The organism is Pseudomonas sp. JQ36, assembly GCF_053851495.1.
The window spans coordinates 2,833,890-2,848,037 of sequence record NZ_CM132642.1 but is presented as its reverse complement, the minus strand read 5'-3'; the positions used below and the strand labels follow the sequence as shown (position 1 = coordinate 2,848,037).

Below are 14,148 nucleotides of genomic sequence, written 5' to 3'. Positions count from 1 at the left end.
ATTTATTGTTATGGAGGAGGCGGGGCTTACCAGCGTTCGTTCCACGGGCGCAGATCCAGCTCGAACGTCCAGGCGTCCCGTGGCTGACTGTGCAGATACCAGTAGTTTTCGGCGATGTGCTCGGGATTGAGAATACCGTCCTGATCCTTGGTCGCGTACTTCTCGGGGAAACTGTTGCGGATGAAGTCGGTATCGATGGCGCCATCGACCACCACGTGCGCGACGTGGATGTTCATCGGCCCCAGCTCGCGCGCCATGCTTTGTGCCAGTGCGCGGATACCGTGTTTGGCCCCGGCAAACGCGGCGAATCCGGAAGCACCGCGCAGTCCGGCGGTGGCGCCAGTGAACAGAATGGTGCCCCGGTTGCGGGTGACCATGCGCTTGGCCACTTCGCGGGCATTGAGGAAGCCGGAGAAACAGGCCATCTCCCAGATCTTGAAATACTTGCGCGCAGTTTCTTCAAGAATGCTGCAAGGCACATTGGCGCCGATGTTGAAAACGAACGCTTCGATCGGACCAAGGCGAGTTTCGATCTCTTCAATCAACGCAATGACGTCTTCTTCCTTGCGCGCATCGCAGGCAAAGCCGTGTGCTTCTCCACCCTCGGCCTGAATCGCCTCGACCAGCGGCTGCAATTTGTCGGCACTGCGCCGGGTGACGCAAGCGATAAAACCTTCTCTGGCAAAGCGCTTGGCAATCGCTCCGCCGGTGGCATCGCCAGCACCCACCACCAACACGACCTTCTTGTTATTCATGGGTAGATCCCTTTAGTAAACGATCGTTAAGTGAACGAACGTTATGCTAGGATCCGGACAACGTCAAGGCGGTCGATCAAGAGGGCAAGCACATGCGGTACTCCGCCGGTCACAAGCTGGAAACCCGAGAAAAACTGCTCAACAGCAGCGCTCTATCAGCCAAGCGTTCAGGCTTTTCCACGGTCGGTGTCGATGGATTGATGAAGGCAATCGGCCTGAGTGGCGCGGCGTTTTATAGCCACTTTTCGTCAAAAAACGAGCTGTTCACGGCCATCGTCGAGCGCGAGCTGTGTCAGAGCCTGGAGCGACTCGGTGGTGGAGGAGGGCAGGATCGCGAGCGGCTGGAACGCTGTCTTAAACAGTACCTGAGCATGGCTCACGTGGAGCAGCCAGAATCGGGCTGTGCTTTGCCGACGCTGGGCGCGGAAATTGCCCGTTCAGACGACCAGGTTCGCGAGCAGGCAGAACTGTGGATTTGTCGGCTGCAAGCCAGTTGGGCGCAGACTCTGCAGAGCGACAGCCTGGCATGGTCGATTCTGTCGCAATGCGTCGGGGCGCTGGTAGTAGCGCGGATGCTGGTGACGCCGGACATTCAACGGACGGTATTGAAATCCAGTCATGCGGAAATCGGGCGTCAACTGGCTGCTCGGCAAAGTGAGCAGCCAGAATGATTCATTTGCAGATGACGATCATGCTGCGGCTGGTATAGCCGGCCGGATTGAGACCGAACGGGTAGTCGCCGGGCTCTTCCACGGTGTCCCCTGATTTGGCGATGACCTTGTAGCCCTTTGGAGCGCAAGCATTGGCGGCGCTGGTGTAGCACTTGTCCCAAGAGGACGACAGCCCGGAACAGTTGATGTGCAGCCCTTTTTTACCGTGCTTCACTTGGGTCTTGGAGGTGGCTGCGCACCCCGCTACTGCCAATACAGCGATCAGTATCAAAATTCGTTTCATTACCGTCCTTATGGTAGCCACGAGTCTGGCGCTCGGGTCTGCCTGTATTCGCCTGCGCTTTAAGCGGTTTGATATCCCTGTCCGAAAAAATCCATGTCTGGCACTGAGTTAAGGGGCTTAAACATGGCCTAAATGAACGTCAATTGCCAGACCTTCGTCAAATACTGTTTCAATCTGCTGCAACAACGGGTTTGGCGTTACTGCCCATGGTCATGGTTGCCCCGACGGAGGCCAGAATAATGCACAGAATCGCCATCCATTGTGACAGCGTGAGGTACTCCTGCAGGAATAGCAGCCCGGACAACGCGCCAAAGGCCGGTTCGATGCTCATCAAAGTCCCGAAGGTGCGGGCCGGTATGCGGGTGAGGGCGACCATCTCCAGCGTGTAGGGCAAAGCGGTTGAGAGGATAGCGACGCCGATGGCCACCGGGATCAGCGACGGGGTGAGTAATGCCGCGCCGGCATGCACGATGCCGATCGGGGCGACAAACAGTGCGGCAATCATCACGCCCAGGGCCGCAGTCGTCACGCCGTTGTCGGCACCGGCCTTTTGGCCGAACAGAATGTACAGCGCCCAGCACACGCCGGCACCCAAGGCATAACCGGCACCGACCAGATCAATCCCCGTGGATGTCGCTCCGGTCGGGATCAACAGCAGCAGGCCAACTGCCGCCAGAGCAATCCAGATGAAGTCGATCGCGCGGCGAGAGGCGTAGATGGCGACGGCCAGCGGACCCGTGAATTCAAGCGCGACTGCAATACCAAGGGGCACGGTGCGCAGTGACATATAGAAGAGGAAATTCATCCCGCCCAGCGCCATTCCGTAAACGATCACCGTGCGCAGGGATTGAGCCGTCAGCCTTGCGCGCCACGGGCGCAATAACAGCAGCATGATTACGCTGGCGAAGACCAGGCGTAGGGTGGTCGTCCCTTGGGCGCCAACCACCGGAAACATGCTCTTGGCCAGAGAGGCGCCAGACTGGATGGATGCCATGGCTATTAACAAGAGGCCAACCGGGAACAGCGTTGAGGCCAGGGAGCGAGGTTGGTCAGTCATTGCGAGGCATCATCCGAAGGTGAGAGCAGAGTGTTGTTTTAAGTGTTGGGCAATATACTGCGCATTCGCTGACGTTGCATCTATATACAAGCAGGCTTTTTCGATGCATTGATAGAAAACTGAAATTAACGGTTGACGGCAGATTCAGGAGGTCTATAATTCGCCCCACTTCCGGCGCAGTCGAAACGGAAAACTCCTTGAAATTCAATGAGTTATGTAGGTTTCGATAACGAGTTGCTTCAGTTCATCGAAGCCAAAAGGAAGTTGAAAAAGAGGTGTTGACAGCAGCGTGTAACGCTGTAGAATTCGCCTCCCGCTGACGAGAGATCGGAAGCGCAAGTGGTTGAAGTTATTGAAGAATTCTTCGAAAACTTCTGAAAATAATCACTTGACAGCAAATGAGGCTGCTGTAGAATGCGCGCCTCGGTTGAGACGAAAGATCTTAGCCAACCGCTCTTTAACAACTGAATCAAGCAATTCGTGTGGGTGCTTGTGGAGTCAGACTGATAGTCAACAAGATTATCAGCATCACAAGTTACTCCGCGAGAAATCAAAGATGTAACCAACGATTGCTGAGCCAAGTTTAGGGTTTCTTAAAAACCCAAAGATGTTTGAACTGAAGAGTTTGATCATGGCTCAGATTGAACGCTGGCGGCAGGCCTAACACATGCAAGTCGAGCGGATGAAAGGAGCTTGCTCCTGGATTCAGCGGCGGACGGGTGAGTAATGCCTAGGAATCTGCCTGGTAGTGGGGGACAACGTTTCGAAAGGAACGCTAATACCGCATACGTCCTACGGGAGAAAGCAGGGGACCTTCGGGCCTTGCGCTATCAGATGAGCCTAGGTCGGATTAGCTAGTTGGTGAGGTAATGGCTCACCAAGGCGACGATCCGTAACTGGTCTGAGAGGATGATCAGTCACACTGGAACTGAGACACGGTCCAGACTCCTACGGGAGGCAGCAGTGGGGAATATTGGACAATGGGCGAAAGCCTGATCCAGCCATGCCGCGTGTGTGAAGAAGGTCTTCGGATTGTAAAGCACTTTAAGTTGGGAGGAAGGGTTGTAGATTAATACTCTGCAATTTTGACGTTACCGACAGAATAAGCACCGGCTAACTCTGTGCCAGCAGCCGCGGTAATACAGAGGGTGCAAGCGTTAATCGGAATTACTGGGCGTAAAGCGCGCGTAGGTGGTTTGTTAAGTTGGATGTGAAATCCCCGGGCTCAACCTGGGAACTGCATCCAAAACTGGCAAGCTAGAGTATGGTAGAGGGTGGTGGAATTTCCTGTGTAGCGGTGAAATGCGTAGATATAGGAAGGAACACCAGTGGCGAAGGCGACCACCTGGACTGATACTGACACTGAGGTGCGAAAGCGTGGGGAGCAAACAGGATTAGATACCCTGGTAGTCCACGCCGTAAACGATGTCAACTAGCCGTTGGGAGCCTTGAGCTCTTAGTGGCGCAGCTAACGCATTAAGTTGACCGCCTGGGGAGTACGGCCGCAAGGTTAAAACTCAAATGAATTGACGGGGGCCCGCACAAGCGGTGGAGCATGTGGTTTAATTCGAAGCAACGCGAAGAACCTTACCAGGCCTTGACATCCAATGAACTTTCCAGAGATGGATTGGTGCCTTCGGGAACATTGAGACAGGTGCTGCATGGCTGTCGTCAGCTCGTGTCGTGAGATGTTGGGTTAAGTCCCGTAACGAGCGCAACCCTTGTCCTTAGTTACCAGCACGTAATGGTGGGCACTCTAAGGAGACTGCCGGTGACAAACCGGAGGAAGGTGGGGATGACGTCAAGTCATCATGGCCCTTACGGCCTGGGCTACACACGTGCTACAATGGTCGGTACAGAGGGTTGCCAAGCCGCGAGGTGGAGCTAATCCCACAAAACCGATCGTAGTCCGGATCGCAGTCTGCAACTCGACTGCGTGAAGTCGGAATCGCTAGTAATCGCGAATCAGAATGTCGCGGTGAATACGTTCCCGGGCCTTGTACACACCGCCCGTCACACCATGGGAGTGGGTTGCACCAGAAGTAGCTAGTCTAACCTTCGGGAGGACGGTTACCACGGTGTGATTCATGACTGGGGTGAAGTCGTAACAAGGTAGCCGTAGGGGAACCTGCGGCTGGATCACCTCCTTAATCGACGACATCAGCTGCTCCATAAGTTCCCACACGAATTGCTTGATTCATTGAAGAAGACGATAGAAGCAGCCCGAAATTGGGTCTGTAGCTCAGTTGGTTAGAGCGCACCCCTGATAAGGGTGAGGTCGGCAGTTCGAATCTGCCCAGACCCACCAATTTTTGTGTGGGAAACCTGTAGAAATACGGGGCCATAGCTCAGCTGGGAGAGCGCCTGCCTTGCACGCAGGAGGTCAGCGGTTCGATCCCGCTTGGCTCCACCACCACTGCTTCTGAAGTTTGAAAGCTTAGAAATGAGCATTCCATCGCTGTGATGGTGAATGCTGATTTCTAGTCTTTTGATTAGATCGTTCTTTAAAAATTTGGGTATGTGATAGAAAGATAGACTGAACGTTACTTTCACTGGTAACGGATCAGGCTAAGGTAAAATTTGTGAGTGACTCTTAAGAGTTTTGCGAATTTTCGGCGAATGTCGTCTTCACAGTATAACCAGATTGCTTGGGGTTATATGGTCAAGTGAAGAAGCGCATACGGTGGATGCCTTGGCAGTCAGAGGCGATGAAAGACGTGGTAGCCTGCGAAAAGCTTCGGGGAGTCGGCAAACAGACTTTGATCCGGAGATGTCTGAATGGGGGAACCCAGCCATCATAAGATGGTTATCTTGTACTGAATACATAGGTGCAAGAGGCGAACCAGGGGAACTGAAACATCTAAGTACCCTGAGGAAAAGAAATCAACCGAGATTCCCTTAGTAGTGGCGAGCGAACGGGGACTAGCCCTTAAGTGGCTTTGAGATTAGCGGAACGCTCTGGAAAGTGCGGCCATAGTGGGTGATAGCCCTGTACGCGAAAATCTCTTAGTCATGAAATCGAGTAGGACGGAGCACGAGAAACTTTGTCTGAATATGGGGGGACCATCCTCCAAGGCTAAATACTACTGACTGACCGATAGTGAACTAGTACCGTGAGGGAAAGGCGAAAAGAACCCCGGAGAGGGGAGTGAAATAGATCCTGAAACCGTATGCGTACAAGCAGTGGGAGCCCACTTTGTTGGGTGACTGCGTACCTTTTGTATAATGGGTCAGCGACTTATTTTCAGTGGCGAGCTTAACCGAATATGGGAGGCGTAGCGAAAGCGAGTCTTAATAGGGCGTCTAGTCGCTGGGAATAGACCCGAAACCGGGCGATCTATCCATGGGCAGGTTGAAGGTTAGGTAACACTGACTGGAGGACCGAACCGACTACCGTTGAAAAGTTAGCGGATGACCTGTGGATCGGAGTGAAAGGCTAATCAAGCTCGGAGATAGCTGGTTCTCCTCGAAAGCTATTTAGGTAGCGCCTCATGTATCACTGTAGGGGGTAGAGCACTGTTTCGGCTAGGGGGTCATCCCGACTTACCAAACCGATGCAAACTCCGAATACCTACAAGTGCCGAGCATGGGAGACACACGGCGGGTGCTAACGTCCGTCGTGAAAAGGGAAACAACCCAGACCGTCAGCTAAGGTCCCAAAGTTATGGTTAAGTGGGAAACGATGTGGGAAGGCTTAGACAGCTAGGAGGTTGGCTTAGAAGCAGCCACCCTTTAAAGAAAGCGTAATAGCTCACTAGTCGAGTCGGCCTGCGCGGAAGATGTAACGGGGCTCAAACCATACACCGAAGCTACGGGTATCACGCAAGTGATGCGGTAGAGGAGCGTTCTGTAAGCCTGTGAAGGTGAGTTGAGAAGCTTGCTGGAGGTATCAGAAGTGCGAATGCTGACATGAGTAACGACAATGGGTGTGAAAAACACCCACGCCGAAAGACCAAGGTTTCCTGCGCAACGTTAATCGACGCAGGGTTAGTCGGTCCCTAAGGCGAGGCTGAAAAGCGTAGTCGATGGAAAACAGGTTAATATTCCTGTACTTCTGGTTATTGCGATGGAGGGACGGAGAAGGCTAGGCCAGCTTGGCGTTGGTTGTCCAAGTTTAAGGTGGTAGGCTGAGATCTTAGGTAAATCCGGGATCTTAAGGCCGAGAGCTGATGACGAGTTACCCTTTGGGTGACGAAGTGGTTGATGCCATGCTTCCAAGAAAAGCTTCTAAGCTTCAGGTAACCAGGAACCGTACCCCAAACCGACACAGGTGGTTGGGTAGAGAATACCAAGGCGCTTGAGAGAACTCGGGTGAAGGAACTAGGCAAAATGGCACCGTAACTTCGGGAGAAGGTGCGCCGGTGAGGGTGAAGGACTTGCTCCGTAAGCTCATGCCGGTCGAAGATACCAGGCCGCTGCGACTGTTTATTAAAAACACAGCACTCTGCAAACACGAAAGTGGACGTATAGGGTGTGACGCCTGCCCGGTGCCGGAAGGTTAATTGATGGGGTTAGCTAACGCGAAGCTCTTGATCGAAGCCCCGGTAAACGGCGGCCGTAACTATAACGGTCCTAAGGTAGCGAAATTCCTTGTCGGGTAAGTTCCGACCTGCACGAATGGCGTAACGATGGCGGCGCTGTCTCCACCCGAGACTCAGTGAAATTGAAATCGCTGTGAAGATGCAGTGTATCCGCGGCTAGACGGAAAGACCCCGTGAACCTTTACTATAGCTTTGCACTGGACTTTGAATTTGCTTGTGTAGGATAGGTGGGAGGCTTTGAAGCGTGGACGCCAGTTCGCGTGGAGCCATCCTTGAAATACCACCCTGGCAACTTTGAGGTTCTAACTCAGGTCCGTTATCCGGATCGAGGACAGTGTATGGTGGGTAGTTTGACTGGGGCGGTCTCCTCCTAAAGAGTAACGGAGGAGTACGAAGGTGCGCTCAGACCGGTCGGAAATCGGTCGTAGAGTATAAAGGCAAAAGCGCGCTTGACTGCGAGACAGACACGTCGAGCAGGTACGAAAGTAGGTCTTAGTGATCCGGTGGTTCTGTATGGAAGGGCCATCGCTCAACGGATAAAAGGTACTCCGGGGATAACAGGCTGATACCGCCCAAGAGTTCATATCGACGGCGGTGTTTGGCACCTCGATGTCGGCTCATCACATCCTGGGGCTGAAGCCGGTCCCAAGGGTATGGCTGTTCGCCATTTAAAGTGGTACGCGAGCTGGGTTTAGAACGTCGTGAGACAGTTCGGTCCCTATCTGCCGTGGACGTTTGAGATTTGAGAGGGGCTGCTCCTAGTACGAGAGGACCGGAGTGGACGAACCTCTGGTGTTCCGGTTGTCACGCCAGTGGCATTGCCGGGTAGCTATGTTCGGGAAAGATAACCGCTGAAAGCATCTAAGCGGGAAACTTGCCTCAAGATGAGATCTCACTGGAACCTTGAGTTCCCTGAAGGGCCGTCGAAGACTACGACGTTGATAGGTTGGGTGTGTAAGCGCTGTGAGGCGTTGAGCTAACCAATACTAATTGCCCGTGAGGCTTGACCATATAACACCCAAGCAATCTGAATGCTCGAAAGAGACCAGATTGCGGTGTGTGAAGACGCAATGAACCGAAAGTTCGCGCTGCTCACAAACACCTGTATCACATACCCGATTTGCTGAAGCGAGGCCAACGTGCCACGAGTCAGTACCCGAATTTCTTGACGACCATAGAGCGTTGGAACCACCTGATCCCATCCCGAACTCAGAAGTGAAACGATGCATCGCCGATGGTAGTGTGGGGTTTCCCCATGTGAGAGTAGGTCATCGTCAAGATTAAATTCCGAAACCCCAATTGCGAAAGCAGTTGGGGTTTTGTTTTGCCCGCAGGAAAGTGGTTTGCCTGCCAATTCATGCGGTATGAGCGTCCCAGCTGTCACCAGGGACTGCCATTAGGGAAAAACCATCTGAACTGACCACTCGGTTTTTGGTATGGTGCAGCTCGTTTTTTAACGGACTGATGTCATGCCCACGGATCGGCACTCAAATTATGTCAAAGAGTTGCTGTAGAAATGCCTGAACCCATCCCGATCAAGGATCACGAAAAAGAGACGCGTCTGGTCAACAAGCGGTTGATCGCTTGCGCTCTGTTCGTCTTTGCCATCAGTTGCGCGCTGGTGGTACGCCTGTACATCCTGCAAGTGGTTGAATACGACTACCACTCGACCATCTCTGAAAACAATCGCGTGCACGTCCTGCCGATTCCGCCGACAAGAGGCCTGATCTACGATCGCAATGGCGTGCTGCTCGCCGATAACCGTCCCAGTTACAACCTGATCATTACCCGCGAGCGCGCCACTAATGTTGATCAGGAGCTGGACGAGGTAATCAATCTGCTGCATTTGCCCGCCGAAGATCGTACGGTTTTCGATAAGGCCATGAAGCAGTCCCGTCACCCATTTACCCCTGTGACGCTGTTCTACGAGCTGACGGAGGAACAAATCGCCGTGTTGGCGGTTAACGAGTTCCGTCTGCCGGGCCTTGATGTCGAGCCGCAGTTCGTTCGGCATTACCCGTTGGGGGCGCACTTCGCGCATTCGATCGGCTACGTTGGCCGGATCAACGAAAAAGAATCCAAGACGCTCGATTCGGTTGAATACCGTGGCACGCAATCCATCGGTAAAACCGGTATCGAACGCTTCTACGAAGCGCAGCTGCACGGCCACGTCGGTTATGAAGAGGTTGAGACCAACGCCCAAGGCCGCGTGCTGCGAGTGCTCAAGCACACCGATCCAGTGCCTGGCAAAAACATTGTTCTGAGTCTCGATGTCAAACTGCAGGAGGCTGCCGAAGCCGCGCTGGGCGATCGTCGTGGGTCGGTGGTCGCGCTTGATCCATCCACCGGTGAAGTGCTGGCCATGGTCAGCAATCCGAGTTTCGACCCGAACCTGTTCGTGACCGGTATCAGTTCCAAGGAATACTCGGCGCTACGCGATTCCATCGACCGCCCGCTGTTCAACCGTGTGCTGCGCGGCCTTTATGCGCCGGGCTCGACCATCAAGCCGGAAGTGGCAATCGCCGGCCTCGATGCCGGTGTAGTGACGCCGCAGACCCGCGTCTTCGACCCAGGCTACTACCAACTCCCGGATTTCGATCACAAGTACCGCAACTGGAACCACAGTGGCGATGGCTGGGTGGACATGGACGCGGCGATCATGCGCTCCAACGACACCTACTTCTACGACCTGGCACACAAGCTCGGCATCGATCGTCTGCACGACTATATGGCGATGTTCGGCCTCGGCGAAAAAGTCTCGCTGGACATGTTCGAAGAGTCGCCCGGTTTGATGCCATCTCAGGCCTGGAAACGTGCCACACGTCGTCAGGCGTGGTTCCCTGGGGAAACGGTGATTCTGGGTATCGGCCAGGGTTATATGCAGGTTACGCCGTTGCAACTGGCTCAGGCCACCGCGCTGATTGCCAACAAGGGCGTATGGAATCGCCCGCACCTGGCGAAAACGGTCGATGGCGTGGCACCGGTCGACGAGCATCCGATGCCGAATATCCTGCTGAAAAACCCGCGTGACTGGGATCAGGTCAACCACGGCATGCAGATGGTAATGCACGATGCCCGGGGTATCGCGCGCGCCGCAGCGGCAGGTGCGCAGTACCGCATTGCCGGTAAGAGTGGTACCGCGCAGGTGGTAGCGATCAAGCAGGGCGAGCGCTACAACCGCGAGAAAACCCTCGAACGTCATCGCGACAACGCCTTGTTTGTCGGTTTCGCTCCGGCGGAGCACCCGAAGATCGCCATCTCGGTGATGATCGAAAACGGTGAGGCCGGTGGTCGAGTGGCCGGCCCTGTGGTGCGGCAGATCATGGACGCCTGGTTACTGGACCAGGACGGCCACCTCAAGCCGCAATACGCGGCGCCGGCCAAGCCGCCGGGTGATCCCCACGTCTAACCCGAGCCAGCTTCACAGCACCGCCTCACGCCGGCTGAGCTGTGAAGCTCTTACGTTTGGGCAACTGACTACTTACAGCTGTAACCCTCGGGCATCGTGACGCTGTAGTTGCGTTGCATGCGATCCTGGAAGTTCAAATTCTGCAGGCCCTGCTCGACCAGAAACGCTTCGACCTTGGCGGCCTGACAGTCCTCGTTATAAGACGACGCCCGCAGCAGATACACCGTGCGCTTGCTCGCTTCATCCCGGGCGGTGGCAATGAACGTACTGAGGGTGGTGTAACCAATACGCTCTGAAGTTCCCACCGGGCCATAGGTCGTATTGGGCTTACTGGTGCAGGTCAGTCGGTCATCTTTCTTCTTGGCGTTCTTGCACACGGTCGTAGTGCTGGTTGGCACTTGCCCATAGTCGGTGGCGGTATAGCGGTAAGACACTTGCCGGCTGCCGATATCGAGAGTAATGGTCATTTTGATCGGCGCGTGACTCCTGGGCAGGCTGGCGTCGGTATAAACCTCCTGAAAGCCTCTGTCTTTCAGTGCGTTGACCATGTCGCGAAGATAGTAGCGGGCATTCAGTGCGTTCTCATCGGCGCCGTTGGCCGAGGTCACCAGCACGGTTGCCTTTCGATCGAACTGATAGTCCGGATCAGGTATTGCGTTGAGTGCTACGTCTATTTGCGTGGCGCAGCCGCCAAGCAACGCGGTCAGCATTAATAGGACGCAGAACAAATAACGGGACATGACAAAGACGCCTTGCAACTAAGGATTGAATAAAAGTTAAACGGATGAGGCGGCGATAAATAAACCGCCGCCAGCGGGCTAGTCTTTCTGGTATTCCAGCAGATCGCCCGGCTGGCAATCGAGCGCAGCGCAGAGTTTGTCCAGAGTTGCCATCTTCACGCCTTTGACTTTGCCGTTTTTGAGCAATGACAGATTCGCCTCGGTGATCCCGAGCAGGGCGGCTAACTCTTTTGAACGAATTTTTTGCGTGGCCATGACTACGTCAAGGCGGACAATAATGGTCATTATATTGTTCTATATGTATTGGCTTTGCTCATCGCTGAGTACTTTTGCGTCACGCATGATAATTGAAAAAATACAGAGTAATACGCCTTTGATTATTTCGTAGGCAGAAGCGGAAGACATTCCGATAGAGAACTGGAAAATCCGATCCCCCGGCGGTAGATCTATCGACAACGCCAGACCTTGCAAGGTCTCTATTAACGGGTAGGTTGCCGGAGAAACGATGCAGAGTACGCCTACTCGCCAGAGGACCCTGATGTTGCGGTCGGTCCAGGTTTCGCCGCGCGACAAGCGCAGAAAAAACAAACCGGTCAGCCATAACGCGTAAGCCGACAGGACCACGGGCAGGAAATCCAGAAAGACGATCAGCGCCGTGACCGTTGATGACAGCCAAGTGTCGGGATCAAGCAGTGCACCTTCGACAAACGGGTCAAGCAATTGCGGCGAGCCCTCAGCAAAGGCATAGAGCAGGCCCGCCAGCATTTCATCCTTTTTGAAGAACCAGATCGTTGCGTTGCCGCCGACCTCCGTTACCCCCAGAACCCAGACGAGAATTGCTGCCAGCAGCCCGATCCAATGCATGCGCTGCAGCGCCAATCCGTTGATGTGAGTACTCATGAAAATTCCTGGTTGCTACAATTTGGTAGCGAATTCTCGATGATAAATTATCTAATAACAATAATTAATTTTGATTTTGTTGCTTGAGCATCCTCTTCTGATCCGGCTCCGCATGGTCGCTCGCAATGGTGCGGGGAGTCGGTAGGCTGGCCAGCGCGCCGACAGGTGCTCCGAGTGGGGAATCAACAAACCTGTCGGCGAAACTGAAACCCCTGCGACATCAGGCCCCTGGCACCGGGCAGCTCATGTCACCTTCCTGACACTTCAAATACTGCTTCAGCGCCTCGACCCGCACCTTGGTCACCTCGGTCAGGCAGTTGCTGTAAATCAATGGATAAACACTCCCGCCGTCCACACCGGACGCGGAAAACTTGCACTCGGCATCACGAAAGCCGATCCACGCCCGCTGCGCGCTTACCAGCAGCTTTTTGGCGTCGGCGTTGTCCTTCAAACGACCGGTGATCTGCTGATATACCGCGTTCAATTCCTTGTCCGCCGTCTTGAATTCCTGCCCGGCACACTGATTCATGGTGGCCTGATCGCTGGCGTTGGCGCAGTCGACGGCGGCGTGGGCGAAAGGTGTTAACAGGAAGGGGGTCAGGGCCAGGAGCAGGCGTGGGAGCATGGTTAATCTCACTGTGTCGGATAAAAGTGCAGAGCAGTTTAGCGGCTGTGGTGCGGCTATTCAGGAACTCGCAGTCGGGAGGCTTCGAGCAGGCGATCCGCGGCGGCTGCAATTTCCTCGCCGTCATGAAGTATTTCCAGCCAGTGGGCAGGAATCGCCCGAACGCCATAATAGGCCCCGGCCAATTGACCGACGATCGCGGCAGTGGTGTCCGCATCATCGCCGAGGTTGGCGGCTTGCAGGATCGCCGCTGTAAAACTGTCGGTGTGGTGAAAACACCACAGCGCGGCTTCCAAGGACTCGACGCTGTAACCGCTGCCACGGATATCATTGACTGATTTTGCCAGATAATCTCCTCGAGCAATCGCGGCAACTTTAGGCTCAGTGAAAGCTGAGCGCGGCAGCCTGCACAGTTCGCTTTTGCAGGTACCGAACAGCGCGTTGGCGATCAGTTCGGCAAACAATTGACAGCATTCGATGGCTTCAGGGGCCGCGTGGGTTGTCCGCGAACTGTCGCTGGCGAACTGGCGGATCTGCTGGACGTCAGGGAAGAAAAACAGCACCACCGGCGCCAAACGCATGAGTGAGCCGTTGCCGGCGGTAAACGGGTCGGTTGACCCTGCAAAGGGCTGACCGGTTTGCTGATACTGCGACAGTGCCTGACTGACGGTCATGCCGATATCGAAACAATCCCCAGTCGAGCTCAGATACCCCCATCGCCACCAGTTCAGATAGCGTCCCATCTGGTCCGCCGCATCGAATGTGTTTTTGCTCAGAAGACTCTCGGCCAGGCACAGCGCCATCGAGGTGTCATCCGTCCATTGCCCGGGCTTCAAGTGAAAGGGGCCACCGCCGACCATGTCCGTCAGCGGCTGGAATGAACCTCGCGGCTTGAACTCCACCGTGGTGCCGACGGCGTCGCCGCAAGCGAGACCGAGCAGGGCGCCGCGATAACGTTCGGATAGAGATGGCTGCATGCTTCGTCCTTGTTTGTATCCATTTCGCTGGAAAAGGTAACAGGTTCAGCGGGAAGGTTGCGTCACTCATTCACTCATTCAACGATCGGAAATGCCGCCGAATGTTTCCTTTGGACTGAACAGGTGCAGCTCTTTGATACAACTTCAGGTTGGACATGTGGTCATACAAGCCTACTGTTCAAAACAGGAG

Annotated in this window: 10 protein-coding genes, 2 tRNA genes and 3 rRNA genes; 7 read left to right on the top strand and 8 right to left on the bottom strand. The window is 54.6% G+C overall.

Annotation, left to right across the window (positions count from 1 at the left end; all coding sequences use genetic code 11):
* Positions 1–26 precede the first annotated feature (26 nt).
* Positions 27–755: an SDR family oxidoreductase gene (locus ACS4NR_RS12700; protein WP_204896516.1), complete on the bottom strand. Its 729-nt coding sequence runs from the start codon at positions 753–755 to the stop codon at positions 27–29.
* Between the two features lie 92 nt (positions 756–847).
* Between ACS4NR_RS12700 and ACS4NR_RS12695 the strand changes: the two genes are divergently transcribed.
* A complete protein-coding gene (locus ACS4NR_RS12695) occupies positions 848–1,426 on the top strand; it encodes a TetR/AcrR family transcriptional regulator (protein WP_253150025.1) in 579 nt (192 codons plus the stop codon).
* 1 nt (position 1,427) lies between these two features.
* Here ACS4NR_RS12695 and ACS4NR_RS12690 read toward each other — a convergent pair whose 3' ends face one another.
* Positions 1,428–1,709 carry a hypothetical protein gene (locus tag ACS4NR_RS12690; RefSeq protein WP_095137376.1) on the bottom strand — a complete coding sequence of 94 codons (282 nt, stop codon included), beginning with the start codon at positions 1,707–1,709 and terminating at the stop codon, positions 1,428–1,430.
* 169 nt (positions 1,710–1,878) lie between these two features.
* Complete coding sequence (gene rhtA / locus ACS4NR_RS12685; protein ID WP_456020279.1) at positions 1,879–2,766, bottom strand: threonine/homoserine exporter RhtA; 888 nt, start codon at positions 2,764–2,766, stop codon at positions 1,879–1,881.
* Between the two features lie 613 nt (positions 2,767–3,379).
* Between rhtA and ACS4NR_RS12680 the strand changes: the two genes are divergently transcribed.
* The 6 genes from ACS4NR_RS12680 to mrdA all read left to right on the top strand — a co-directional run bounded on the left by ACS4NR_RS12680 (position 3,380) and on the right by mrdA (position 10,716).
* Positions 3,380–4,916 (top strand): 16S ribosomal RNA (locus ACS4NR_RS12680).
* Positions 4,917–4,997: 81 nt separating this feature from the next.
* Positions 4,998–5,074 (top strand) — tRNA-Ile (locus ACS4NR_RS12675).
* Between the two features lie 29 nt (positions 5,075–5,103).
* Positions 5,104–5,179, top strand: a tRNA-Ala gene (locus tag ACS4NR_RS12670).
* A gap of 247 nt (positions 5,180–5,426) precedes the next feature.
* Positions 5,427–8,318: ribosomal RNA gene (locus tag ACS4NR_RS12665) — 23S ribosomal RNA — on the top strand.
* Positions 8,319–8,471: 153 nt separating this feature from the next.
* A 5S ribosomal RNA gene (gene rrf, locus ACS4NR_RS12660) occupies positions 8,472–8,587 on the top strand.
* The 16S, 23S and 5S rRNA genes sit together here with 2 tRNA genes alongside, the layout of an rRNA operon.
* Before the next feature lie 236 nt (positions 8,588–8,823).
* Positions 8,824–10,716: a penicillin-binding protein 2 gene (gene mrdA / locus ACS4NR_RS12655; protein WP_456020278.1), complete on the top strand. Its 1,893-nt coding sequence runs from the start codon at positions 8,824–8,826 to the stop codon at positions 10,714–10,716.
* Between the two features lie 68 nt (positions 10,717–10,784).
* On the opposite strand, the gene ACS4NR_RS12650 is transcribed toward mrdA, so the two are convergent.
* The 5 genes from ACS4NR_RS12650 to ACS4NR_RS12630 all read right to left on the bottom strand — a co-directional run bounded on the left by ACS4NR_RS12650 (position 10,785) and on the right by ACS4NR_RS12630 (position 13,958).
* On the bottom strand, positions 10,785–11,456 hold the full coding sequence (locus ACS4NR_RS12650) for a hypothetical protein (RefSeq protein ID WP_166497700.1): 672 nt from the start codon (positions 11,454–11,456) through the stop codon (positions 10,785–10,787).
* A gap of 78 nt (positions 11,457–11,534) precedes the next feature.
* On the bottom strand, positions 11,535–11,741 hold the full coding sequence (locus ACS4NR_RS12645; RefSeq protein ID WP_003226632.1) for a helix-turn-helix domain-containing protein: 207 nt from the start codon (positions 11,739–11,741) through the stop codon (positions 11,535–11,537).
* Between the two features lie 9 nt (positions 11,742–11,750).
* Positions 11,751–12,356 (bottom strand): DUF2975 domain-containing protein, encoded by a 606-nt coding sequence (locus tag ACS4NR_RS12640; RefSeq protein ID WP_095140016.1) that lies wholly within the window; start codon positions 12,354–12,356, stop codon positions 11,751–11,753.
* Between the two features lie 220 nt (positions 12,357–12,576).
* Entirely contained in the window at positions 12,577–12,981 is a 405-nt protein-coding gene (locus tag ACS4NR_RS12635; RefSeq protein ID WP_097088532.1) for a lysozyme inhibitor LprI family protein, read from the bottom strand.
* Positions 12,982–13,037: 56 nt separating this feature from the next.
* Positions 13,038–13,958, bottom strand: a complete 921-nt coding sequence (locus ACS4NR_RS12630; protein WP_456020277.1) for an ADP-ribosylglycohydrolase family protein — start codon at positions 13,956–13,958, stop codon at positions 13,038–13,040.
* Positions 13,959–14,148: the final 190 nt, after the last annotated feature.

Coding starts and splice junctions, on each gene's coding strand:
- ACS4NR_RS12700 (WP_204896516.1), bottom strand. CDS start 755: ATGAATAACAAGAAGGTCGTGTTGGTGGTGGGTGCTGGCGATGCCACC.
- ACS4NR_RS12695 (WP_253150025.1), top strand. CDS start 848: ATGCGGTACTCCGCCGGTCACAAGCTGGAAACCCGAGAAAAACTGCTC.
- ACS4NR_RS12690 (WP_095137376.1), bottom strand. CDS start 1,709: ATGAAACGAATTTTGATACTGATCGCTGTATTGGCAGTAGCGGGGTGC.
- rhtA (WP_456020279.1), bottom strand. CDS start 2,766: ATGACTGACCAACCTCGCTCCCTGGCCTCAACGCTGTTCCCGGTTGGC.
- mrdA (WP_456020278.1), top strand. CDS start 8,824: ATGCCTGAACCCATCCCGATCAAGGATCACGAAAAAGAGACGCGTCTG.
- ACS4NR_RS12650 (WP_166497700.1), bottom strand. CDS start 11,456: ATGTCCCGTTATTTGTTCTGCGTCCTATTAATGCTGACCGCGTTGCTT.
- ACS4NR_RS12645 (WP_003226632.1), bottom strand. CDS start 11,741: ATGACCATTATTGTCCGCCTTGACGTAGTCATGGCCACGCAAAAAATT.
- ACS4NR_RS12640 (WP_095140016.1), bottom strand. CDS start 12,356: ATGAGTACTCACATCAACGGATTGGCGCTGCAGCGCATGCATTGGATC.
- ACS4NR_RS12635 (WP_097088532.1), bottom strand. CDS start 12,981: ATGCTCCCACGCCTGCTCCTGGCCCTGACCCCCTTCCTGTTAACACCT.
- ACS4NR_RS12630 (WP_456020277.1), bottom strand. CDS start 13,958: ATGCAGCCATCTCTATCCGAACGTTATCGCGGCGCCCTGCTCGGTCTC.